The sequence below is a fragment of the uncultured Legionella sp. genome, assembly GCF_937871865.1.
GTDB lineage: Bacteria > Pseudomonadota > Gammaproteobacteria > Legionellales > Legionellaceae > Legionella.
The window spans coordinates 1-22,400 of the sequence record NZ_CALMPD010000215.1 but is presented as its reverse complement, the minus strand read 5'-3'; the positions used below and the strand labels follow the sequence as shown (position 1 = coordinate 22,400).

The following is a 22,400-nucleotide window of genomic DNA, read 5'->3' as shown; positions in this document are numbered from 1 at the left end:
CTTAAAATACATTCATAGGTATAGTATAAGCTGAAACTCTCAATTATAGTTCGAGTATTTTCAACGGACATTCGATTGTACGCTCATGATTCAAGAACTTGATAATCCATTATGACGTTATTCGTTGCAACTTTATGCTCATGAAGAGGTCAAGCAATTGTGTATCACGTTGCAGGATTGTTATGAAATCAACGTGAATATCATCTTGTGGTGTTGCTGGTTTGCTTCGGTACAGGGAGAATGCAGCAAGGAGTTATTGAGTTCCATTTTGGCAGACAATAAGCCTTGGCATGCTCAGGTGACTTGCCAATTAAGACAAGCGCGTCAATGGCTGCGAAACAATCATCAGCATGAACTGGTTCAACCCTTTCGTCAGCAGCTATTGCAATTGGAGATTACTTCTGAAGCCTTTGAACAAGAGCAATTGTATCAACGTTCCATGAAGCAGAATCAATCCGGAAGCACAGGCCGGAGCGCGGCTCGCTCTAATATGCAGATGTATTTTAATCAGTTACATGCGACCGTAAGTGAAGCGCATTGGCAGTTTATTGAGCTTAATTTATTAACCAGAGTAAATGAGTTCTAATGAGGTTTTATATCGTTTATTAATAGTTCATGATCAATTTATTGAACATATCTTGCAATCGCCGACTATCAAAAGCCACCTTTTTAGCATTACTTGTTTTCATGTCCTGTTTGCGCATGAAAACAATAATATAAAAAAGACGGTAGAAATCCAGACGTTGTTGTGCTTCTGCATCTAATTGTAATCCTGCTGCCCAATAGTCGGTGTATAAGGTATCATGCCCCTCGGTTTCCAGGGCAATAGCGGTCAGAGCAATGACCAATAAAGGATCGCCAAAGCATATGTCATCAACATCAACGATCCCACTGATTGTTCCTTGATGAATAATGACATTGCGTTCACTGGCATCCCACAAAAAAGGCGAGAAGAAATCGCTCGTAATTCTTCTTCCATTTTTTTTGCCAATTCGATGACTTTAACTGCATTTTTTCATTATATACTGTATTTTCCCTGATAATGTCTTTAAACCAATACAATCTATTGAGCAAGAATTCATACCAGGATTTATCGGCGGGTACTTGTTCATAACTGGGAGTAATGCCATACCCATTCCCATTTGGAAGGGAATTGGTTAATGCCTGTATTTTTATTATTTCTTGTGCCAGATTTTTTTTATCGGCATCGCTCAGGCTTGAATAGACATTGCATATATCACTTCCAGGTAAGCGATTCATGAGCAAGGAGGGAAAGGCCGAATGTTCGCCATTTAAATCTGAATTAATAAATTCTGCAAGAGGAATACCTAATGGTATTAACTTTTCCTGCCAATAAATTCCTGCTTGAAAATTATTCAAGCGTTCTTTGTCGGTCATTCTGATTACGTATTCAGAACGGGCTGTTTTGATGTCAAAAACAAAATATTGATCACCCGTTGTCATTCGTGTTGAAGACAGTACGTCCTCATTAATCATTGACGAAACCACAGCGGCCGCAATAGTTTCATCTGGGGTCTTTGGATAGGGACACATGATATACAATATCCATTTGATGTATTGGTTTTAATCTTAGTATTTTCGGCAAACTATCTTATATTATATAGTGCTTATCTTGTCCTGTTTCGGGGAAAAATTCCTGATAGTTAATGGAGTATTGTTTGAAAATAGCTTCTAATTGCTTTAGATCCAGAGCAGAATTAGTTGCAAGTTCTTCTTGCACCAAATGCAATAAATCATATTGTTTGGCTAGGTCTAAAACTTCCCAAATAAAGCATGCTTTATTAATGCCCCATTTAAAGGAGATACCAATCATTTTTTGAATAAAAAATCCTTTTGCTTCAGCTTCAATATCGGCACCCTTTACTAAATGAAAAACTTCCCTGAATCTTAATAGAGGTTTATTATTAAATGCGGTTACCGGCATATTTTGATATATCATTAAATAAGCTTGTGCGAGAAATTCAAAAATTTTTCCTCGATCTAATTTAACCATAATTGGCAAGAAGCAAACAAAATCCAGATCATGAGGCTTTATTTTTTTTTCTTTCTCAAGCGCTTGTATTTGTGTTGAATATTCAGGGTTTTCTAAACAAAAAATAGAGGCATCAAAAGCCGTTGCTTGAGCAAAGAAATTCTTGGCATCGTCTGCGTGAATGAACGGTAGAAGCTCATTGAAGCGAAATGTTTTCGATGATTCTTTAAATCGGAATATAATGCTTGTTTCCCAGAAGTACCAGCTTTCTATATCCAAAAGCCCATCTCTGTTATCAATATATTCAGGATATTTACCCAATTCATCCAGAACAAAAGTGCGGAATCCCTTTTTAAGCAAATTTTGTTTGTTATCCGTTATTACAGGGATAACTTTCTTTTTCAGTAATAACTCTTCAAAATTATCAATACCTTTCGCAAAAGCCGCTTGTAGTAGATCACATTTCGCTCTTGCCCCGGCTTTTTCTTTTTCATTAGTCATTAAATCAGATGATTCTATTAACTTGGCAAGTTCTGCGCATGCTAAAGGAACTAAACCAGAATCACGACAAAGCTGTAGTGTATTCACAATAATGTATTCATATTTATAGCAGGTTTCAAAGATTATACTTAAGAGAAGCTGGATGAAAAAACTCTGCTCTTGTTCTTTACTGTCTGTAATAACGATCATGTTAAAAAAACGTCAAAACTTAAATAGTGCGGTCCTTCAAGTGGGACCCCAAGTTCATTTACCTGTACATTTTGGTATAAAAAAAGGTACGCTTTTACTACGGCAGTAAATAGATTGACTCGTTTTAATGTTATTAATGCGGGTAAAAAACCGATGAAATCTTGTTCCAGTAAAGAGCTGTCATGCGCTTTTTTACTGTAAAAATCCAATCTGTTTCCTGCAGAATTAAAATCTCCTCTATGAGCAAAAAAAGAAGGAGTAAAACCAATATCACTTATTGCCGTAAAAAAAGGTTCTGGTTCATCTTGCCAAATGATAGAGGCAATTTGTTCTAAAGAAAATGTGTTGCCTTGGTATCCTAGGGAATATTTATGCTCGTCTTTGCTAATAATCAACGAGAGAAAGGGATTTTCTAATTCGAAATACTCGGAATTTCTGTCGATTGATTCATATAAGAAATTTATCAGTGGTCATTTTCGCGCCATTCCAAGTACTTTTGCATTATTCCTCTCATTGCCAATTGCTTTTGGAAAGTAAAGCTTTGCTTTTTGCTCCCAATAATTATTTTGTTGCTGATTAGAATAGCGGCATAAACTTAAAAAAGTACTCGCGTCTGTAATAGGGATATACGCTACATAAAGGGTAAGTATTAAATCATAGGAAAGAACAGGATCAGAGGATTTTTTCGACTGCATTGGGGAATTTCTTGAATATAAAAATTAATGCGGTCAATATTAATATGTGTTCAAAAAAATGTCAATTCATTAATTGTATAGAATGGATTAAAAAAGATCAGGTTTCGCTTGAGGCTAAATCATTTTACGCAAGTTCATTATCTTAATCAGGACTCGTCAAATGAAGCGCTGAAGACAATTACTTCGGAAATTGCGTCTATCCTTGGGCATATTCCCGCTATATGTCAAAAAAGTTATATTTTTCCAGAGATTATAACAAAATAGATAGTCTCATAAATAGATCTGCGGACTAAAAATGGAGCAAACCCAATTCAGGGAAAAGTAACTTATGACTGAGTTGGTTGGGTATTCATATCGTGCAGCCATAAATATATGAAAATTAACTTTACATTATGATCTAATTTTGACATATCCTCAATCTAGGCTAGACTGTAAGAGGAGGTAATTAATTGTTCTAAATAATCCATTGGAGTATCAGCAGTGTAACCAGGGGGTTATGTCCCTTTTGTCGCAATATCGATTTAACAGCTGCGCGTATTTAATCAATATCAAATTGATAAGCACATTCTTATATTTCAAGATGTGTTCGATGGATTTTCTTTGCAGTAAGAATGGATAGAACGTTAATTCCTATTTATTTTAAACAAAGGAGATTACGATGAATAAGGATATTTTTGAAGGAAAATGGGAAGAAGTTAAAGGTAAAATGAAACAAGCTTGGGGTAAATTAACTGATGATGACTTCAAAGTAATTGAAGGGTCTCATCAGGAAATATATGGAAAATTACAGAAACACTATGGCTATTCTAAAGATCAGGCAGAGCAAGCTGTAAAAGATTTTCAAAACAGACACTAGCAATTAATAAACTGGTGTCATTCATTTTACATTACAAGGACGAAATCATGAAAAACATACTTTTGACGATAACTTTTTTAGCGTTTAGCAGTTCATTTGCCTTTGCCGCAAGTGCTACAGATATGACTACAAAATGGATCTGTACCACCAATGCCAGCAGCAGCGAACTCGCAGCAGATAAAGCTGCTGATGAACAAATGAAAAATACAGCGGGTTCTGCAGCTGACTCATTTGCTTTTGCGGCTGCTAATTGTCGTGATTGCACGAAAATAACGTGTGAAGCACAAGACTAGTCTCGTCTAAATTACTCCACATTATGTGGAGTAATTTAATCTACAGTTTATTGGGGTCTATTGAAGAATCAAATGATGAATTGTTGTTTGTATCTCAATTATCTGATTTTAAGATAGTTTCAAAATAGCCCATAGCGTTCATTTATTCTCTTATTCCTAATAAAGCCTTAATAAATCTTGGCTATACTTAAAGAAAATCGACTCGTTGGATAGCATATGGCAATATTCACTGTATTTTGTTACGGAACGGGTGAAAATCACCGCAAGACAAATAATATTATTTCTCAGTTTTCCAAGGCGTGTAATGAAGAGAATTCCATTCATGTAGATGGCCCTCGCATGTTGGGTACTGAAGTGAAACCTAATGCTGCCAGAACGACAGAAGAAATTATTAAGTGGCTAAACACGCAGGCAGATGATAGCCATAGTATTAATATGGCAGGCTTTAGCCGTGGCTCAATAACTTCCATTTATATTGCAAACAATTTAAAAAAACGGGAAATGGAATTAGAAGCTCAAGAGCAGCAATTAATTCTTGAAGGGAAACAATTGGATGCCGGTGACAAAAAGCTGTTGACCCAATTACAAAAAATTAATTTAAATCTTTTTCTTATTGATCCTGTGGCTGGCATGAGTGATAAAAGCAAAATGGATGGCCGGGTCATTCCTGATAATGTCAAAAGTTGTGTTACAGTATATCAGACTGATGAAATGCGGCGTGATTTTAAGCCACAAGATTTAACCCGTCTGGTTATTTCCTCTCCGCAAACTACCAAATTATCCATGTTACCCATGTATGGTAACCACTCTGATACTACTAAAATAAAAAATGATAAGATGACTGCCGGACCGCAAATTCTCTGGCATTCATTGTATCAATTTTTAACTCAACACGGTACGACATTCCAGGGGGATAAGAAGCCACAAATTGTGTACAGTAATGATTATAGAGAACCCACCGCATTACAATCGGAAAACCCTTCTGCTAAAGAACTGCTTAATTTATTCAGTCTAAACCATGAGGAGCGGGACGCTTATCTGAAATCTGGAATGACATCAAAATTGGTTGATGGCATCCCTACACCAAGGATAGAACGAACACTTAATAAACACTTGCGTTTCTATGTCAAAAATGCAGATTTTTTTACTAATCAACTAGAACGCGAACTGTTTAAAATAACCTATCCTAAAACATTTAATTACTTATTTGAGCGAAATCAAGTTGATATTCGTTTTCCCAATGATCGCGATTCTAGCCCAGAAAAAGTGGCAGAAGAGCTAGCTATTTTAAAACAGGATAATCCTAGATTATTTGCGCGTTTGGAATCGCGTGGAGTACGTGAAGCTGATGGCAATATCCACGTTGGAAAACCACGAGGAATATATCATCTAGAGCCTTGTGCTACGGTACAGCAGATGTTTCCTAATCTGGTAACTAATGATCTGATAACCCAGCAAGCCCCCCAGATGAATAAATTAGCTCAGCTGGAAATGGATGTTTATCGTCTTACTTTTCGCTATCAAAGGGAAAAAGAATGGTACAAATTCTCTCATGATAGGCCTGAGAATGAACGTGTAAAAGATATTCGCAATGATATTAACAAGATAATCAATTACAGTAAGGAAGATAATAATACAAAATATAAACGTATATTAGACAAAGTGGAGCAACACTATAAGGAGTTGATGCAATCGGCAAGCTCCTCTGATTTGGTTCCTATGTTGAAAGGATTGCTAGATCGCAATGGGCGTCAGTATATCGTTCATGATCCAGGGCTAGTGCGAGACACTTTATCTGCTACCGTGCATGTTCTGGTTTCCACCCTTCGAGAGACTATTGGATTTGTCGGTAATCTGGGCTACGTTGGGGGAGATGCTTTATTCTCTGTTGGCCATGCGCTTCAGAATATTGGACGAAGAACAAATGAAATGCTGGGAACTCTTGGATATAATCCATTAAAATATGTGGCTTCAGCATTAGCCTATACGTTCGAAGGCATTGGCTTTGCCATCAAAAACAGTTTTGGTTTAAAACCTTTGACGGCATTTATTGTCAGTGGCCTTAATGGGATTAGAGATGCTCTAAATTCTGCAATTCGCGATGTCAAAATAGAGAAAGCTAATGCTGTGACTCAACAAGTACCCGATGTAGCTGAATTACCAGTAGCTCTGGAAAGACAGGAACCTGAACTTAAGCGACCTATAACTATACAGGAGCACTTAAACGAACCGTTACTTAATGCAGAAAGTGAACCACAATCAGAAGCCAATGTGATCAACAAGACTGTAGATGCAAGACGACAAATGCAGGAACAAAGAGCTGAGTTACTTGCAAAGGCTAACCGTACCGAAGCCGGCAATGAGTTGGATAACGTCGACAATAATCGCATGCAATTGTCTTAATCATTCTGTTTTTTATCGTAAATTCAGCTATGCCGGTATGAGGCATAGCTGCTAAAAAATTAAAAACGTGCGTTCTTATTATTAACCATCGAATTTTTGATAAGCCGAATATCTTTTGAACAACAGTTGAAGTCAGGAGGTCTGTATTGCATACTGCAGTCCCTAATTTCAATGAATCAATATCGTTATGAATAATCTGCAAAACATTACTTGCCCCACCTGCGGCAAAACCAAAACCTGGCAACCTGAAAACAAGTACAGGCCTTTTTGCTCTGATCGTTGCAAGCTCATTGATTTGGGGGAGTGGGCTAATGAATCCAGAGTAATACCCGGTGACTCGGTTGACCCTGATTCGTTATTATCTGATAAAAATGATTCTGACGACCCTCATTTTTAAACTGCCTGGTGAATTAATCTAATCCCGAGAATTAGAGAGCATGAGTAGGTTTCAAATATGTTTGTTTTGATGCAACAATACATTAGATGCGGTACATTTTAACGGGACGTTCGTATGAATATTACGGAAATTAGTATTGCGCAATTAACCATTCCTTTAACCCGACCCTTTATTACTGCGGTACGACGTACCGAATGTGTTGATGATGTGATGGTATTGATTAAAACTGATTGTGGCAATATAGGTTATGGCTCGGCAGCATCAACTCCTGCGATCACTGGAGACAGTACCGAATCCATTATCACAGCTATTAAACAGGTTCTGGGGCCGCAATTAATTGGGCGCCCCATTTGCGATTTGAATTTATTACTTCAGAGAAATAATCAGGTTATAGCTGGTAACACTTCTGCCAAGGCAGCCATAGACATCGCCCTGCATGATTTGTTTGCCCAATATTGTGGTTTACCTCTTTACCGCTTATTGGGTGGAAATAGCAATAGTATTAATTCGTGTATCACTATCAGCGTTAAAGGAATTGATGAGATGGTCAGCGATGCAGTTGAGCTGGTCGCCCAAGGTTATTCCACTGTTAAAATCAAATTAGGATTAAATCCCAAGGAGGATATCCGACGAGCCCGGGCTATACGCCAGGCTGTCGGCAAGGACATCCGCTTACTCATTGATGCCAACCAGGGATGGTCTTATGAAGATGCTTTAAGAGTGATTAATGCATTCAACCAGTTTGATTTAAATATCTCTCTGGTGGAACAACCCGTTAAAGCTCAGGAGCTTATTCAATTAAAAGCAATAACAGAACAAGTTCATTGTTCTGTTATTGCTGATGAATCGTGTTTTTCACCAAAAGATGCTCTAGACATAGCAACGCTTCATGCCAGTGATGGCGTTAATGTTAAGTTGATGAAGTCAGGAGGTATTGAAAATGCTCAAGCGATTTATCATATTGCCCAGACTGCCGGTATGGAAATAATGGTTGGCTGTATGTTGGAGTCTCCTGTTGGTGTTGCGGCAATCGCCAGTTTTGCTGCCAGTAAACCTGACATTTTATATGCTGATCTTGATCCCATTTTCTTGATTAAAGAGAATTACATTCGAGGGGGCGCACAACGTCAGGGGAATCAAATTATTTTGTCAGATAAACCGGGTTTGGGTATTGAAGGGGTTAGTCAGGGCATCAACTGGATTGGGAGGGTTAGCTAATGGCCTTCTATATTCAGCTTGCCAGTTTATCTATTATTCTTCTTTATGCAGTGATGTTATTTCGAAATGTTGATCCCTTAATTGCAACTGCATTATGTGTTGGACTTGGTTTTTTATGGAATTTAAGCAGCCCGCTCGCCATAGGGAATATTATGGCTGAGGCTTTAGGCTCTTTTATGGCTTTAGTTGGATTTATCATTATGCTCGGGCGTGGTCTTGGGGAAGTTTTAACCCATACTCAGGTCAGTCATACACTGGTGCATCAGATTGTTTATGGGATTGGTATCAACACACAACGCCGCGCTAAAATAGGCATTGTACTTTCTTCTTTCATCATTGTCGGGTTACTTGGAACTCTGGCTGGAGGCTTGGCTATTTTGGCCCCGAGTTTGCGCCCCATAGCCGGAGCAGTGGGATTATCACGCCCCAGTTTAGCCGTATTAATGCAGGCTTCAGCTGAAGAGGCGTTGATACTTGGGCCTTTTGCTCCGCCAGTCGTGATGTTGCTGGGAATTACCGGCCTTAAGTATGGGACAATGATTCTCTATGCCGCTCTGCCAATCGCTTTGATTACTTTAATCACCACATGGGTAATGGCTTCGCGTTTACAAAAACAATATGCCGATGAGCTGTTTGACGATGAAGATACTTCTGAGCCTTTTGTTCCTAATAAACAACAAAAAAAGAGTACCTTGTGTTTTTTGATATCCTTTTTCGTTTGCGTATTTTATGGATTGTTTGCTCAGGCAAAAACACCGTATGTCATTTTTGTCATGTTGTTTTTAACATTGGTGACTGGATTGGTCAGTAAATTGAGCCTTAAACAAATTTTTAAATTGTTGCTTGAAGGAATGCAGAAAAATATGCATCTCTTCTTTTTATTTATTTTATTTGATCCTTTTATGAATCTGATTCACCAAGCTGGTGGCTTTAGTGCATTGACTGAACTGCTTACTCCATTAATTAACTCGGGAGGAAAACCTGTATTGTCGATGCTTATCGGATTTACCGGAGCCTTTGGGATGCCAGGAGCTGCAGAAGCAACCATCAAAATGTTACACCAGCTTTTTGCCCCAATTGCTCTTCAATTACAACTACCAATGATTACCTTTGCTTTATGTATGCTGTTTGCTACCCGAGTAACCAATTATGTTTATCCCGGAGCTAATATGTTCGCTGCAATGGGGTTTGCTGGTAGTGAAAATATAAGAGCTATGATCCAAAATGGGTTGACTGTGACAGCAGTGCAAGTGTTCTTCCTCATTATCTACAGCTTGTTCCTTTAGTTCGGAGAGATTTTTATCACAGTAAAGGTTTTCCGAATTCAGGAGTGCATCCTTATTAAACTTATTGATACGTTGTAATCCAGTCAATTAACACCTTGATATAAAATAATTAATTATGTTCTATACTATGGCTGAGCATGAGGAAAATTCGTGTGTAATATCATTCCCTCATTGACAAGAGAAGTAAATTACTTTGTAGTAATGTTATTCAGTAATCATTTCAAAACAAGGAGTTGTTATGGAACAAATGATAGCTGTTGTTACCGGAGGAACCGGTGGAATTGGTTCGGCAATCAGTCAGCGTTTAGCTACAGATTTTAAGGTCGTGGCCTGTTATTTCAAGGATGGTCGTCATGAAGAAGCAAAACAATGGCAGGAAGAGCAAAAACAGTTAGGCTATGACATTGACATAGTCTTCGGTGATATTGCTCAATACGATGATTGTGAAAAAATAACGAATTTGATTATGGAGCGTTATGGTCGTATTGATGTTTTAGTAAATAATGCCGGAATTACTAAAGATGCTAGCCTGCGAAAAATGAGTCCACAACAATGGCAACAAGTATTGGACGCCAATTTGACTAGCGTATTTAATATGACACGTAATGTAATCCCTGTTATGTTAGAAAAAGCATTTGGTCGAATTATCAGTATTTCTTCTATTAACGGTCGAAAAGGTCAATTTGGTCAATGTAATTACGCAGCGACCAAAGCGGCATTGTTTGGTTTTACTAAAAGCCTGGCTCAAGAAGTCGCGAGTAAAGGAATTACAGTAAATACTATTTCTCCCGGATATATAGAAACCCCCATGCTTGCCGGAGTAAAAGAAGAAGTGCTTAATTCAATCATTGCCAATATACCTGTAGGTCGATTGGGCTATCCTAAAGAAGTGGCTGATGCGGTTGCTTTTTTAGCTTCTCCTGATAGTGGATTTATTACCGGTGCAAATCTGGATGTGAATGGTGGTCAATATATGTAATGAAATGACCGGCACTATTTCAGTATTTAATGGTTATAGCCGGTTACATACATCTTGATCGTATAATTAAAAATTTAAAGAGGATTTCATGTCGAATAATAATGTGGTGCTTATCACTGGAGGAACTGGAGACATCGGTACTGCAGTTGCTAAACAATTAGATTCAACCTATAAACATGTCATTGCTCTTGATCTGCTTTCTGATGAAAAAGGAACTGCCTGGCAACAGGAGTTAAGGCATGAAGGTTATAAAAATATAACCTTCAAACATATGAATGTAACTGATTTTGATCAATGCCAGGAAGTAATTGGTTCTATCATTAAAGAATTTGGCAGTGTCGATGCGTTAATTAATAATGCAGGAATAACCCGTGACGCTGTATTTACTAAAATGACCAAACAACAATGGGATGAAGTATTGCGCGTTAATCTCGATGGGATGTTTAATGTGACTCGGCAGGTTGTTGAGGGCATGAAAGAACAGGCATCCGGACGGATTGTGAATGTATCTTCTGTTAACGCCCAAAAAGGCCAGTTTTCCCAAGCAAACTATGCAGCTTCCAAAGCTGGCGTATATGGTTTCACCAAAAGCCTGGCTCAAGAGCTCATGAGTAAAAATATTACCGTAAACAGCATTTCCCCAGGTTATGTGAATACTCGGTTAATGCAAGGGATCCGGCCTGATATTTTAGAAAGTATTATTGCATCAATTCCTGCTAAACGTTTGGCAGAACCACAAGAAATTGCTTGGGCTATTGAGTTTTTAATCAGTGAAAAAAGCAACTACATTACCGGCGCAAATCTTTGCGTCAATGGCGGATTGCTGATGTCTTGATCTATAACTACAGAGATGCACATGACCAGATTAATTAAGAAATACAAAAACCGCAGGCTCTACGACACGGAAACCAGCCAATATATAACTCTTGAACAATTGCAGCGTTATGTAGTTGATGGTGTTGTGTTCAAGATTGAGGATTCCGAAACCGGAAAAGATTTGACTAATGCCGTTTTGTTGCAAATTATTGTCGAGATGGAAGCAGGTCCCACTCAATTTTTATCTCCTGAAATATTACGCCAGATAATTTCTTTGGCGAATCATCCTATGCATGTTTCATTGAAAACCATGATGGAAAAGATGTTTCAAGCAATCGACAAGCCGTTACAAAATAATCCATATCAACAGGCAACTGATACTTGGAACAAACAAATGCAAGAGATGATGCAGCAATGGCAGAAGTTATTTAAAACTTGATGAGGTATCTTATGGTGCGGTGCAATATTTTTTTGGAATTTTATTGACAAATTTAGCATAAGAGGTCTAATATTTAATTGTGCAATGCAGCATAAGGGAGAACGTTATGAACCAACAAAATTTTGATAAGTGGACTGAAATGGCTAAAAAAATACAAGAGCCTTTTCAGGCAATCGCTGAGTTAAATGTAAAAACCCTACAAGGCTTAAGTTACATAAAGCCAGAAGAACTTGCTCATGTTAAAAAGCCAGAAGAAGTATTGGAAAAACAAATTAATTTGGCAGTTGAAAACGGCCATAAGGCTTTAGACTACATGCAAAAATCGTTTGAGATTCTTGAGAAAGCAATGCTTAATATCGTTGAAGATGCTAAGAAAACAGCGAAAGATACAATTAAAGATAAATAATAATCTCTTTAAAAGGCTTATTTCAATTCAAATAAGCCTTTTATTCTATTCGATTCATCCTGCTCATTTTATTTTATAATTTAGCCGTTAAATCTAAATGCACCTCACTTGTCGGAGGAGTGTGCAATGGTTTGAAAAATAAAATTCGCTCTTTTCCGCCAAATTTGATAAATACTTCTTCTTCCTGATTTTTTAATGTTTTCTCTAGTATTTTTTTCGAGCCCGTATTCGATGGATCAACTGTAGCTACAATTTCTGTTGGCACAATATGAGAGGCATTATTTTTTAATTCATTAACGACGTGTTTGATGTATTTTTTTGCCGCGATTGCCATTTCTGTCCCATAACCCTGTCCCCAGCATGATTTATCCAGCACATAACTGATTTCTGCTACGTTTGCATGCCCGCTTCCTAGTTGCAGATATTCATCAGGAACAAATGTTACTTCTAAAGTACCTATGAATTTTTGGCTTTCGCTGTGGTACACCGCAAAAATACCAAAAGACGCTCCTGAATTTCGCTGCTTAACATCATTGGTTACGTATTCTTTTATTCGCTCATGATCCCAGGGGCTGCCATCTCCAAACAACGCAACATTTTCAGGATCAGATAATAAATTGGTATATGCTGTGAGCAAAGAGACAGGAGCTATTTGGTTTAACGAGCGAAACTCCAATCGTTGCGTACGGATGGTCACACTATTTAGTTCTGAGGCAATGAGTACTGTGCCCAGTTTTTTAGAGTGGTAGGTTATTTCTTTCATAGTAACTCCATTATTGTGAAAATAAATTTCAATACAAATGATGTGTATACAAATGATTGAGATTGATAGTAATATTTCAACGAATAATTTTCAATTAAAATTAAGAAGATGTGTCATCCATGAATAACGTTCAATTAGACTATAGTGTTGATTTAAATCCAGAATCCAAAGCCAAATCAAAAAAAATTATTTTTGCTTTACGTAAAATAATGCAGCATATGGATAATCATTCAAGGCGGCTAAACAAGCATTACGGCCTCACAGTACCTCAAATATTATCTCTGTATGAAATTTACGAAAAAAAAATGCTAACTCTTTCTGAATTATCAAAAAACATTTATTTGTCTACTAGCACTTTGGTGGGAGTAATTGATCGATTAGAAGAGAAGGGCTTGGTGCAGCGGGTAAGAGATGTTAAAGATCGCCGTAACATTTTCATTTCTATCTCGGAGAAAGGAAAAAAATTTGTGTGTTCATCACCTTATCTGCTTCATAATCAATTGGATGATAATTTAAAAATGCTTGATGAAGACGTGCAAATAGCATTAGGACGTTCATTGGATGTGTTAGTTACTATTTTAGAGCATCTATGAGTCATTTAAGGAGGTGGGATGTTTCATATAGGGATGATTGTATCAGAATTAGCATGGCCAATTACTTTGTTGATTGCCTGGTTCATTGGTGAATTAGCCTATCGATGGGCGCGAATCCCTCGGATCAGCATTTACGCTATTACTGGCTTTATTTTATCAGCAACACAAATGGGTTTATTACCGTCAATCCAGCCGCCTTCTATATTATTTTTGGCAAATATTGGATTTGGTCTCATTTTATTTGAATCGGGTTATCGAATTAATTTACGATGGCTTATTCATAACCCTTGGTTGGCCGCAGCCAGTATTACAGAGGCTTCTCTAACTTTTGGCCTGGTATATCTTTTAGTAACATTTTATGGCTTAGCGTCATCAACTTGTTTCTTGCTGGCGTCCTTATCGACAGCTACCTCTCCGGCAACTGTAGTAAGGGTAATTAATGAGCAGCGCAGTTCTGGGCAAGTGACAGAACGCTCACTTCATCTTTCTGTATTGAATTGTGTTTTTGCTGTATTTATATTCAAAATTGTTCTTGGTTTGGTTATTTTCAGAAACTCGGGAAATCTTTGGGAAGCTGCCTACAGCAGTTTAACGGTAGTGCTGTTCTCCACAGTATTGGGCATCATCTTTGGGATAGTGCTGCCTATAGTACTTAAAACGGTGAAAACCACGTGTAATGATAATACATTAGCATTTGCTTTCGCTGTTATTTTACTTGTAGCACTAACCCATCACTTAAAATTATCTCCGGTTCTGGCTACTTTAACCTTTGGTCTTGTATCACGCCATGGCCGCAGGGTTTTTAATCCGTCGCAGCGAGGGTTCGGGACTTTGGGCGATCTTTTGTCCGTTATCTTATTTGTCTTTATTGCGGCAACGATAGAATGGAAACGCGTGGTTGCGGGTATTGGACTGGGGCTGGCCATTATTATTGTTCGTCAGTTCGCAAAAATCACCGGTGTTGGCATCTTTGCACGTATTAGCGGAATTACTTTGAAAAAAGGTCTGCTTACCGGTCTTGCTATGGCTCCCATATCCGTTTTTGTTATCCTGATATTAGAACAAACTCGCTACATAGGTATGGACTTGGTTGATACACTTGCTCCTTTAGCAATGGTTACTTTAACTTTAGAACTCGTTGGTCCGATTATGGTGCAATGTGCATTGATTTGGGCAAATGAAATTCCAGCAATAAAGGAGAAATAAAATGCCTTTAGATAAGTTTAAAATCTCACCCTCATTAACCATGGGGGTGGAGCTGGAATTACAATTAGTTAGTTTAAGTGATTTTGATTTGGTGTCTGCCAGTCCAGATCTTTTGGAGTTATTAGGACGTAAGCCTTTTCCTGGTACTTTAACCCCAGAAATTACTGAGAGTATGATTGAAATTTCAACTGACGTACATTGCGAGTATCAGCCGTTGCTGACTCAGTTATTGAATATCCGTGATGTGCTAATTGATGCTGGAGACCGATTAAACCTTGGGATTTGTGGCGGAGGAACTCATCCTTTTCAAATGTGGCCAGACCAGAGTATTTTTAATAAAACAAGATTCAAGCAAGTTTCGGAACTGTATGGTTATCTCACAAAACAATTTACTATATTTGGGCAGCATGTCCACATTGGTTGTACTAGCGGTGATGAGGCGCTTTATTTATTGCATGCATTGAATGCTTATGTCCCTCATTTTATTGCTTTATCAGGGTCTTCGCCTTTTGTTCAGGGAAAAGATACCTTGTTTCATTCTGCACGCCTAAATTCTGTATTTGCTTTTCCTTTAAGTGGGCGTGCGCCATTTCTATTAGATTGGAACGAATTCGAACAGGATTATTTTGCAACAATGGAACGTACTGGAATTGTTAAAAGCATGAAAGACTTTTATTGGGATATACGCCCCAAGCCCGAATTTGGGACCATTGAATTACGAGTTTGTGATACACCTCTTACTGTTGAGCGTGCAGCCGCTTTAGCTTGTTATTTGCAAGCTCTTTGTAGTTTTTTGCTTGAGCGTAAAGAAGTAGCTCCTGAAGAAAATGATTATCTTGTATACAATTATAATCGTTTCCAAGCCTGCCGTTTTGGGGTAGATGGAACTTTGGTGCATCCTAAAACTTATGAACAGATTACTATAAGGGAAGACATTTTGTCTACGCTGGATCGAATTCAATTACATGCGGAACAATTGGGGAGTATGAAGGCTTTAGAACACATTAGGCAAATCGTTCATCAAGGAGGAGATGCTGCGTTTTTGCGACAAAAACATTTGGAACAAATCAGCATTGAGGGTATGGTCGATTCCGCTTTAAAACGATTTCGATTTAAATAATTTTGTCTTTTATAGTATATAATGTGCGCTTAAATCATTCGTGATGAACTAAGAGATTGCTATGGAACTTGAGTATGAACAGAAATTGGAGTTAGGCAAAAAGTCTGAATATGATGCACATTATAATTCTGATAAATTGTTCCCTATCCCTAGGGCTGAAAAGCGAATAGAAATAGGAATCGACCCTGAAAACCTGCCATTTGGGGGCTTTGATTCATGGAATCATTATGAGGTTTCCTGGTTAAATTCAAAAGGCAAACCGATGGTTGCCATGGCTGAAATAATATACGATTGTTCTTCGTCCAACATTATCGAATCAAAATCGTTAAAACTCTATTTTAATTCATTGAACAATACTTCATTTGATTCTCTTGCAGAAGTCGAACAAATTATAAAACAGGATTTGAGCCGTTCTCTAAAAACAGACGTTTCTGTAACCATTCATCAATTAGGAACTAATAAGGCAATCCCTATTCAGGATACTTTTTCAGGAGTCTGTATTGATGAGCTGGATGTCTCTTGTTCTGTTTATTCAGTTGAGCCTTCTTTTTTGACTGTTGATGATCCATTCGTTGAAGAAACTTTGTTTTCAGATTTATTAAAATCCAATTGTTTAGTGACTTATCAGCCTGACTGGGGCAGTGTACAAATTCATTATAGAGGACCGAAAATTAACCGAGAGGGATTGTTGAAATACATCGTTTCTTTCCGTAACCATAATGAATTCCATGAACAATGTATCGAGCGCATTTTTGTTGATGTCATGAGGCAATGTAAGCCCCAGGAGTTAACTGTCTATGGGCGTTATACTCGTCGCGGTGGTCTGGATATTAATCCTTATCGTTCGACGGAAAAACCGGATCTGACCGCCAGAACAATCAGGTTACCAAGGCAATAGGGAATGGTACTAAGTGACGCATTGAATCGCTGGCCCGTTGATTCAATGCGTATCTTTTTTATTAATCCAAGTTAGGCGTACGGCAATTATGGCGTACGGGTTTTTTGGGGAGCACTATTTGTACATTAATCCCTTTAATTGTTGGGCTTTCAATAGCCTCTTTCAGATAATCAATTAAAGGAACATCAACTATTTTTCCATATTGAGATGATGCTTGCCTGAAATATAGCTGGTCATTTATCCGGATAGCAAATCCCAGGTGAGAAATGTTTAATGAGGTGCCAATTACCTTACGTAAATCCCAACCAGGCCTTACTATCTCAATGATTGCTCCTGTTGGGATTTGTGAAAACAAATATAGATTGGGAGCATCATTCATTGGAAACAAGACAGTGAAAGGAATGTAGGGGATTTTGGATACTGTGGCTTTCAGTTGGCTTCCTTTATTTTTTAATTCCGCCAAACGTTGTTCCTGTTCCTGTTTATTTTCCTTTTGTAATCTGATGGTATTCACCTTTTTATGGGCATACCATCCGGGCTTGTCAATTAATGCTTCAGCATAGAGTGCTACAGATTTATTTTGTTTGTTTTTAATCGTTAAGGTAATGTCTTTAAGCATCCCTCGTTGCTGGTTATTTGCATTCCAGTCTATAGACGTAAAATGATTGCGGTTTATGTAGGAGATTTTCCCGTCTTTATAACGCGAGTATTCAAGGCACTGCTTGAAGGTATCAAGAGAGTTGGCCAGCGCTAATGCCAAAACGGTATTGACATACGTATCGCAGTCGAATCCATCAATGCGGTATAGAGGATATTGATCGTAACGTGCATTTGGTCCTTCTCCCAACGAACCCAGAATATAAGGGACGTCTTTAAATTGACTACTGAACCAATCAATTCTTTCAGCCATGGATTTGTTCGGCATGGTGTTAAGTGTATGATATAGTTCCTTAATTGACCCATCGGCTTGTTGCTCAATGGCTTTCGAGTTTATTGCGTAGCTGGATAAACCAGTTATAAAAAGGGTTATCGCTAATATAGATCTTAAGGGAGTCGGTGTGTATTTCATAAGTAGGATCAGAGTGGTTCATTTGGGTTATAGCATGCTACCCCTTTTTGAGGCCTGGAGGCAAGAATGCTCAATATAATCTGGCTAGGCATGATATTGATTGCTGTGGTTGTTGGTGTTATTGAAGGAAGAATTGATGAGGTGGTGCGGGCAGTAACCGACTCAGCAAAACTGGGATTTGAAATAGCAATTGGCTTGACTGGAATTATGTCTCTGTGGCTTGGCATTATGGCTATTGCAACTGAGTCAGGTCTGGTCGCTCTTTTGGGTAAATTTTTGAAGCCGGTATTAACACGTTTATTTCCTGATATTCCGGTTGAACACCCCGCGATGGGGGCAATGGTAATGAATATTGCTGCCAATATGTTAGGCTTGGCAAATGCTGCTACTCCTTTTGGTTTGCAGGCGATGAAAGAGTTACAGACATTAAACAAACATGCGACGGTTGCAACAAACTCCATGTGTACTTTTCTGGCGATCAATACATCAAGTGTCCAATTAATTCCCGCGACTGCTATTGCTTTTCTGGCTGCTAATGGAAGCACTAATCCTAGCAGCGTGATTTTCAGCTCCCTGATTGCAACGTCGGTTTCGACCCTGGTTGCCATTGTTGCGGTAAGAAAATTTGCAAAATTTAAACGATTTCGGATGGATAGGGTGGACAGTTTATGAGTGGAATAGCAAATCAATTATCCAACTGGATGTTTTTGGCGTTTATCGTTGGGATTCCGTTATTTGCGGCCATTAAAAAAATCAATGTGTTTGATGCATTTGTGGTTGGCGCAAAACAAGGATTCGAGACCAGTATCAGCATCATTCCTTATTTAATCGCAATGATGGTTGCTATTGGTATGCTAAGAGCATCTGGATTTTTTGCTTTGATGAACCAGTTATTAGCTCCGGTTATGGCTATGATAGGCATGCCTCCAGAGGTTCTTCCTTTGGCACTCATCAGACCCTTTTCGGGCAGCGCTTCAACAGGAGTAATGGCTGAATTAATCCATCAGTATGGAGGCGATTCTTTGATTGCCAAAACAGCTGCTACCATGATGGGCAGTACTGAAACAACTTTTTATGTCATTGCTGTTTACTTTGGAGCGGTAGGGATTAAAAGAACGCGGCATGCAATACCCGTTGGTTTATTGGCTGATTTGTCAGGGGTTATTGCTGCTGTTTTAATTTGCCGATATTTATTTGGTTAAATAAATCAATAAATACCGGCATTTTTTGTGGCTAACCCACATTTGTTTTCTTTTTACCAGAAGCTGCAATATTCGATCGTTCCATTACTTTTAAACGAGCGAGCAGAGTACTTGCTCTGGCTTTGAATAATGCTAATTCCCGGCCAGAGATAGGCGATGTAGTAGGAAGAGCAATAGATGTTGGGTTTTTGGGTTGATTGTTGACATGTAATTCATAATGGCAATGTGGTCCAGTGGCTAACCCTGTCTGTCCTACATAACCTATAATCTGTCCTCGTTTCACTTTACTTCCTTTTGACAATCCTTTTTGAAACTTAAGCATGTGACCATAGACACTACTGTAGGTATTGTCATGTTTGATTTTGATCATATTCCCATAGCCATTGTGTCGATCAATGACTTGAATGATTCCATCTCCAGTGGCTTGAATAGGAGTACCAATTGGAGCTGCTAAATCAATTCCTTTATGTGCTCTTTTATAATGGAGTATTGGATGGTATCTCGATGTAGCAAAGGTTGAGCTGATATGGCTGAATTTAATCGGGTAGCGAGAAAGAGAAAATGTTTTTTTGAAGCTTTGACCTTGTGGCGTGTAGTAGTCATGATCTCCGTTTGCTTTATTATGTCGAACCGCCTGCGCAGTCTTGGTTCGGTTGGTGTAAGATACTGCTTGAATGTCGCCAATCTGTACCATCTTATCTTTTATATAGTATGCATTATACACTATAGAGAATTGATCTCCGGCACGTACTGATTTTGAAAAATCAATTTCTTTATTCAGTATTTCTGTCATCTGACGAATCAACTTTGATGGAATATTTAAATGTTGTGCTGTATTGTACAGAGAGCCTTTCACTGTTGCTGTGATATAAAGATCCTGACTAACCATTTTTTTTGACTCGATTTTACTGTTGTATTTTTGTCCGGTTTTGAATACCGTAAGTGTCTGGATGTTATTCATCGGGATGATCAATTTTTCAAGTTTACCCTTGTTTATTAAAAATTGTATTTCCTGATTGAGTTTGATGTTAGTCAATACTTTTGCGTGGGGGTTTTTGTCCAATACCGCATGTAAATTTTGTGCACTTAACCCCAGTCTTTTAAAGATTGCCGCCATGGTATCACCTTTGCGTGATTTAATGGTTTGCCACTCATTATCCTTTATAACCTTCACTACTTTTTTGGGGGGCTCTGGTTTTTTTGCAACGTCTACTTTGGGCGCTTCTACTGGTCTGGGAGTATCGATGCTTTTTGATGTGACAATTTCTTCAGAAACATCATCAGTTAATTCATTTTCAAGTTCTGCAAGCTCAGGCAGCGATATCGTTTTATGCGTGTAATCCGTTCTCTTGGGTTGAGAAAAATTTTTTACCAAATAATAAGGAAGCGAAAAAGCAATTACCAATGCACATGCAGTGAGTAGCTTGGATGGTTTACCAGATTGTCGTTTTGAGATATTTGGTCTTTTTGCCATTGGTTGCCTATACTGCTGTCATTCATTAAGAATGCTGTAGTTTTATATTTATTAATGTAACACATTCCATGATGTGTCAGTGACGATTAACTAAAGTCAATTAATTTGACCATATTTTTAGATAATTTGTTTTAAATTTTTTTATTTAGTGTAACAAGTTACCTTAAATTACATAAATTTGGTATAGCAGGAATTTGCTAACCGGGCTAAGATACCCGCTGTGAGAAGATTGGTCAATCATTTATAAAGGTTTTAATTTATGTTAGAGACAATTTCAGAGTGCCAACTAGAATTAATGCGTGGTTGTGAGGAAGTTCTTCCTCAGCAAGAGTTAACAAAAAAATTGCAAAAGGAAGTTCCTTTAAAGATTAAAGCAGGCTTTGATCCTACAGCACCTGATTTACATCTGGGGCATACTGTATTACTGAATAAGCTAAGACAGTTTCAGCTTTATGGTCATGAGGTCATCTTTCTAATTGGTGACTTTACCGCCATGATAGGCGATCCGACAGGAAAAAATGTAACACGTATGCCCTTAAGTGAAGAAACCGTTATTGAAAATGCCAAAACCTATCAAGAGCAGGTTTTTAAAATCTTGGATCCGGCTAAAACTACCGTTGCCTTTAATTCACAATGGTTAAGTAAATTCAGTGCAGTTGATTTAATCCGTTTGGCAGCGACTCATACTGTTGCCAGAATGTTGGAACGTGATGATTTTAACAAAAGGTATACAACTGGCCAGCCTATCGCAATCCATGAGTTTTTATATCCCTTATTACAAGGATATGATTCAGTAGCCTTAAAAGCCGATGTCGAACTTGGGGGAACTGATCAGAAATTCAATCTACTGATGGGACGTGAACTACAAAAGCATTATGGTCTTGAACCACAGGTTGTAATGATGACTCCATTAATTGAAGGATTGGATGGCGTTAAGAAAATGTCTAAATCGTTAGATAACTATATAGGTATTAATGAACCTGCCGCTGATATGTTCGGCAAAATAATGTCGGTATCTGATGAATTGATGTGGCGCTATATTGATTTACTGAGTTTTAAAACCGGCGTGGAAATTCAGAAATTAAAACAATCTGTAGCAGAGGGATTAAATCCTCGTGATGTAAAGATTGATTTTGCCAAAGAGATAGTGGCTCGTTTCCATGATGACTCTCAAGCAGAGACAGTACATAAAGAATTTATCGAGCGTTTCCAGAAAGGTGCAATCCCGGAAAACCTGGAAGAGTTATCTCTTACTAGTAATGAACCGGTTAATCTGGCACAACTATTAAAGCAATTAGATTTGACGTCCAGTACTTCTGAGTCTATAAGAATGGTGAAGCAGGGCGCTGTAAAGATTAATGGAGATAAGGTCTCTGATCCTGCGTTATTACTGCCTTTAGCTCATACCTATATAATACAAGTCGGCAAGCGAAGAATCGCCAAGGTGCGTGTAGAAAAAGCAGTGTGAAATAAAATTTTAAAATAAATGCAAAAAGTGTTTGACACTGATGCGGAAATCAGTAGAATACGCAGCACGCCTTCGGGGCAGGTTCATTAAGAATTGAGAAGACAAACTGTGTGGGCACGTTGAAGAAATTTGAGTG

Annotated in this window: 26 protein-coding genes; 18 read left to right on the top strand and 8 right to left on the bottom strand. The window is 38.2% G+C overall.

Going from position 1 to position 22,400, the window contains the following annotated elements; genetic code table 11:
- Positions 1 to 124 precede the first annotated feature (124 nt).
- Positions 125 to 586, top strand: coding sequence for a TIGR02444 family protein (locus Q0495_RS11440; RefSeq protein ID WP_298626359.1), 462 nt, complete (start codon positions 125 to 127; stop codon positions 584 to 586).
- Between the two features lie 19 nt (positions 587 to 605).
- Here the strand turns inward: Q0495_RS11440 and Q0495_RS11435 are convergent, their stop codons facing one another.
- The 5 genes from Q0495_RS11435 to Q0495_RS11415 all read right to left on the bottom strand — a co-directional run bounded on the left by Q0495_RS11435 (position 606) and on the right by Q0495_RS11415 (position 3,378).
- Positions 606 to 941, bottom strand: coding sequence for a phosphotransferase (locus Q0495_RS11435; protein WP_298626356.1), 336 nt, complete (start codon positions 939 to 941; stop codon positions 606 to 608).
- The gene (locus Q0495_RS11430; protein WP_298626353.1) at positions 925 to 1,554 is read right to left on the bottom strand and encodes a hypothetical protein; all 630 of its coding nucleotides are present in this window, start codon (positions 1,552 to 1,554) and stop codon (positions 925 to 927) included. The genes Q0495_RS11435 and Q0495_RS11430 overlap by 17 nt, the downstream gene beginning before the upstream one ends.
- 58 nt (positions 1,555 to 1,612) lie before the next feature.
- A complete protein-coding gene (locus tag Q0495_RS11425; protein WP_298626351.1) occupies positions 1,613 to 2,494 on the bottom strand; it encodes a hypothetical protein in 882 nt (293 codons plus the stop codon).
- 185 nt (positions 2,495 to 2,679) lie between these two features.
- Positions 2,680 to 3,078 carry a hypothetical protein gene (locus Q0495_RS11420; protein ID WP_298626348.1) on the bottom strand — a complete coding sequence of 133 codons (399 nt, stop codon included), beginning with the start codon at positions 3,076 to 3,078 and terminating at the stop codon, positions 2,680 to 2,682.
- Between the two features lie 75 nt (positions 3,079 to 3,153).
- Positions 3,154 to 3,378, bottom strand: a complete 225-nt coding sequence (locus tag Q0495_RS11415) for a hypothetical protein (protein WP_298626343.1) — start codon at positions 3,376 to 3,378, stop codon at positions 3,154 to 3,156.
- Between the two features lie 658 nt (positions 3,379 to 4,036).
- On the opposite strand from Q0495_RS11415, the gene Q0495_RS11410 reads away from it, so the two are divergent.
- The 10 genes from Q0495_RS11410 (at position 4,037) to Q0495_RS11365 (ending at position 12,471) form a co-directional block, all read left to right on the top strand.
- On the top strand, positions 4,037 to 4,234 hold the full coding sequence (locus Q0495_RS11410; RefSeq protein WP_298626340.1) for a CsbD family protein: 198 nt from the start codon (positions 4,037 to 4,039) through the stop codon (positions 4,232 to 4,234).
- A gap of 47 nt (positions 4,235 to 4,281) precedes the next feature.
- A complete protein-coding gene (locus Q0495_RS11405; protein WP_298626337.1) occupies positions 4,282 to 4,527 on the top strand; it encodes a hypothetical protein in 246 nt (81 codons plus the stop codon).
- 216 nt (positions 4,528 to 4,743) lie between these two features.
- Positions 4,744 to 6,930 carry a DUF5621 domain-containing protein gene (locus tag Q0495_RS11400; protein WP_298626335.1) on the top strand — a complete coding sequence of 729 codons (2,187 nt, stop codon included), beginning with the start codon at positions 4,744 to 4,746 and terminating at the stop codon, positions 6,928 to 6,930.
- Positions 6,931 to 7,117: 187 nt separating this feature from the next.
- A complete protein-coding gene (yacG, locus tag Q0495_RS11395) occupies positions 7,118 to 7,327 on the top strand; it encodes a DNA gyrase inhibitor YacG (protein ID WP_298626332.1) in 210 nt (69 codons plus the stop codon).
- 114 nt (positions 7,328 to 7,441) lie between these two features.
- Positions 7,442 to 8,545 carry a dipeptide epimerase gene (locus tag Q0495_RS11390; protein ID WP_298626330.1) on the top strand — a complete coding sequence of 368 codons (1,104 nt, stop codon included), beginning with the start codon at positions 7,442 to 7,444 and terminating at the stop codon, positions 8,543 to 8,545.
- A complete protein-coding gene (locus Q0495_RS11385) occupies positions 8,545 to 9,831 on the top strand; it encodes a Na+/H+ antiporter NhaC family protein (RefSeq protein WP_298626327.1) in 1,287 nt (428 codons plus the stop codon). Before Q0495_RS11390 ends, Q0495_RS11385 begins: the two co-directional genes overlap by 1 nt.
- 238 nt (positions 9,832 to 10,069) lie before the next feature.
- Entirely contained in the window at positions 10,070 to 10,810 is a 741-nt protein-coding gene (gene phbB / locus Q0495_RS11380; RefSeq protein ID WP_298626324.1) for an acetoacetyl-CoA reductase, read from the top strand.
- Between the two features lie 88 nt (positions 10,811 to 10,898).
- Positions 10,899 to 11,645 (top strand): acetoacetyl-CoA reductase, encoded by a 747-nt coding sequence (gene phbB / locus Q0495_RS11375; protein ID WP_298626321.1) that lies wholly within the window; start codon positions 10,899 to 10,901, stop codon positions 11,643 to 11,645.
- Between the two features lie 21 nt (positions 11,646 to 11,666).
- Positions 11,667 to 12,065, top strand: coding sequence for a polyhydroxyalkanoate synthesis regulator DNA-binding domain-containing protein (locus tag Q0495_RS11370; protein WP_298626318.1), 399 nt, complete (start codon positions 11,667 to 11,669; stop codon positions 12,063 to 12,065).
- Positions 12,066 to 12,171: 106 nt separating this feature from the next.
- A complete protein-coding gene (locus Q0495_RS11365) occupies positions 12,172 to 12,471 on the top strand; it encodes a phasin family protein (RefSeq protein WP_298626315.1) in 300 nt (99 codons plus the stop codon).
- A 73-nt stretch (positions 12,472 to 12,544) separates the two neighbouring features.
- Here the strand turns inward: Q0495_RS11365 and Q0495_RS11360 are convergent, their stop codons facing one another.
- Positions 12,545 to 13,234 (bottom strand): GNAT family N-acetyltransferase, encoded by a 690-nt coding sequence (locus Q0495_RS11360; protein WP_298626312.1) that lies wholly within the window; start codon positions 13,232 to 13,234, stop codon positions 12,545 to 12,547.
- 119 nt (positions 13,235 to 13,353) lie between these two features.
- Between Q0495_RS11360 and Q0495_RS11355 the strand changes: the two genes are divergently transcribed.
- From Q0495_RS11355 to queF, 4 genes are all read left to right on the top strand, one after another.
- A complete protein-coding gene (locus tag Q0495_RS11355) occupies positions 13,354 to 13,827 on the top strand; it encodes a MarR family winged helix-turn-helix transcriptional regulator (protein ID WP_298626309.1) in 474 nt (157 codons plus the stop codon).
- Positions 13,828 to 13,845: 18 nt separating this feature from the next.
- A complete protein-coding gene (locus tag Q0495_RS11350) occupies positions 13,846 to 15,033 on the top strand; it encodes a cation:proton antiporter (RefSeq protein WP_298626306.1) in 1,188 nt (395 codons plus the stop codon).
- A 1-nt stretch (position 15,034) separates the two neighbouring features.
- Positions 15,035 to 16,153 (top strand): YbdK family carboxylate-amine ligase, encoded by a 1,119-nt coding sequence (locus Q0495_RS11345; RefSeq protein ID WP_298626303.1) that lies wholly within the window; start codon positions 15,035 to 15,037, stop codon positions 16,151 to 16,153.
- Between the two features lie 61 nt (positions 16,154 to 16,214).
- Positions 16,215 to 17,051, top strand: coding sequence for an NADPH-dependent 7-cyano-7-deazaguanine reductase QueF (gene queF, locus Q0495_RS11340; protein WP_298626300.1), 837 nt, complete (start codon positions 16,215 to 16,217; stop codon positions 17,049 to 17,051).
- A 61-nt stretch (positions 17,052 to 17,112) separates the two neighbouring features.
- Here queF and Q0495_RS11335 read toward each other — a convergent pair whose 3' ends face one another.
- Positions 17,113 to 18,120: an N-acetylmuramoyl-L-alanine amidase-like domain-containing protein gene (locus Q0495_RS11335; protein WP_298626296.1), complete on the bottom strand. Its 1,008-nt coding sequence runs from the start codon at positions 18,118 to 18,120 to the stop codon at positions 17,113 to 17,115.
- A gap of 66 nt (positions 18,121 to 18,186) precedes the next feature.
- Here Q0495_RS11335 and Q0495_RS11330 point away from each other — a divergent pair, with 66 nt between their 5' ends.
- Complete coding sequence (locus Q0495_RS11330) at positions 18,187 to 18,792, top strand: nucleoside recognition domain-containing protein (protein ID WP_298626293.1); 606 nt, start codon at positions 18,187 to 18,189, stop codon at positions 18,790 to 18,792.
- Positions 18,789 to 19,322: a spore maturation protein gene (locus Q0495_RS11325; RefSeq protein WP_298626291.1), complete on the top strand. Its 534-nt coding sequence runs from the start codon at positions 18,789 to 18,791 to the stop codon at positions 19,320 to 19,322. Before Q0495_RS11330 ends, Q0495_RS11325 begins: the two co-directional genes overlap by 4 nt.
- A 31-nt stretch (positions 19,323 to 19,353) precedes the next feature.
- Here the strand turns inward: Q0495_RS11325 and Q0495_RS11320 are convergent, their stop codons facing one another.
- Entirely contained in the window at positions 19,354 to 20,796 is a 1,443-nt protein-coding gene (locus Q0495_RS11320; RefSeq protein ID WP_298626288.1) for a peptidoglycan DD-metalloendopeptidase family protein, read from the bottom strand.
- A gap of 259 nt (positions 20,797 to 21,055) precedes the next feature.
- Here Q0495_RS11320 and tyrS point away from each other — a divergent pair, with 259 nt between their 5' ends.
- A complete protein-coding gene (gene tyrS, locus Q0495_RS11315) occupies positions 21,056 to 22,264 on the top strand; it encodes a tyrosine--tRNA ligase (RefSeq protein WP_298626285.1) in 1,209 nt (402 codons plus the stop codon).
- Positions 22,265 to 22,400 lie beyond the last annotated feature (136 nt).

Coding starts and splice junctions, on each gene's coding strand:
- Q0495_RS11345 (WP_298626303.1), top strand. CDS start 15,035: ATGCCTTTAGATAAGTTTAAAATCTCACCCTCATTAACCATGGGGGTG.
- Q0495_RS11370 (WP_298626318.1), top strand. CDS start 11,667: ATGACCAGATTAATTAAGAAATACAAAAACCGCAGGCTCTACGACACG.
- Q0495_RS11360 (WP_298626312.1), bottom strand. CDS start 13,234: ATGAAAGAAATAACCTACCACTCTAAAAAACTGGGCACAGTACTCATT.
- Q0495_RS11390 (WP_298626330.1), top strand. CDS start 7,442: ATGAATATTACGGAAATTAGTATTGCGCAATTAACCATTCCTTTAACC.
- Q0495_RS11325 (WP_298626291.1), top strand. CDS start 18,789: ATGAGTGGAATAGCAAATCAATTATCCAACTGGATGTTTTTGGCGTTT.
- Q0495_RS11385 (WP_298626327.1), top strand. CDS start 8,545: ATGGCCTTCTATATTCAGCTTGCCAGTTTATCTATTATTCTTCTTTAT.
- Q0495_RS11365 (WP_298626315.1), top strand. CDS start 12,172: ATGAACCAACAAAATTTTGATAAGTGGACTGAAATGGCTAAAAAAATA.
- Q0495_RS11425 (WP_298626351.1), bottom strand. CDS start 2,494: ATGACTAATGAAAAAGAAAAAGCCGGGGCAAGAGCGAAATGTGATCTA.
- Q0495_RS11400 (WP_298626335.1), top strand. CDS start 4,744: ATGGCAATATTCACTGTATTTTGTTACGGAACGGGTGAAAATCACCGC.
- Q0495_RS11355 (WP_298626309.1), top strand. CDS start 13,354: ATGAATAACGTTCAATTAGACTATAGTGTTGATTTAAATCCAGAATCC.
- Q0495_RS11405 (WP_298626337.1), top strand. CDS start 4,282: ATGAAAAACATACTTTTGACGATAACTTTTTTAGCGTTTAGCAGTTCA.
- Q0495_RS11430 (WP_298626353.1), bottom strand. CDS start 1,554: ATGTGTCCCTATCCAAAGACCCCAGATGAAACTATTGCGGCCGCTGTG.
- phbB (WP_298626324.1), top strand. CDS start 10,070: ATGGAACAAATGATAGCTGTTGTTACCGGAGGAACCGGTGGAATTGGT.
- yacG (WP_298626332.1), top strand. CDS start 7,118: ATGAATAATCTGCAAAACATTACTTGCCCCACCTGCGGCAAAACCAAA.
- Q0495_RS11415 (WP_298626343.1), bottom strand. CDS start 3,378: ATGCAGTCGAAAAAATCCTCTGATCCTGTTCTTTCCTATGATTTAATA.
- Q0495_RS11330 (WP_298626293.1), top strand. CDS start 18,187: ATGCTCAATATAATCTGGCTAGGCATGATATTGATTGCTGTGGTTGTT.
- Q0495_RS11350 (WP_298626306.1), top strand. CDS start 13,846: ATGTTTCATATAGGGATGATTGTATCAGAATTAGCATGGCCAATTACT.
- phbB (WP_298626321.1), top strand. CDS start 10,899: ATGTCGAATAATAATGTGGTGCTTATCACTGGAGGAACTGGAGACATC.
- Q0495_RS11320 (WP_298626288.1), bottom strand. CDS start 20,796: ATGGCAAAAAGACCAAATATCTCAAAACGACAATCTGGTAAACCATCC.
- Q0495_RS11335 (WP_298626296.1), bottom strand. CDS start 18,120: ATGAAATACACACCGACTCCCTTAAGATCTATATTAGCGATAACCCTT.
- queF (WP_298626300.1), top strand. CDS start 16,215: ATGGAACTTGAGTATGAACAGAAATTGGAGTTAGGCAAAAAGTCTGAA.
- Q0495_RS11410 (WP_298626340.1), top strand. CDS start 4,037: ATGAATAAGGATATTTTTGAAGGAAAATGGGAAGAAGTTAAAGGTAAA.
- tyrS (WP_298626285.1), top strand. CDS start 21,056: ATGTTAGAGACAATTTCAGAGTGCCAACTAGAATTAATGCGTGGTTGT.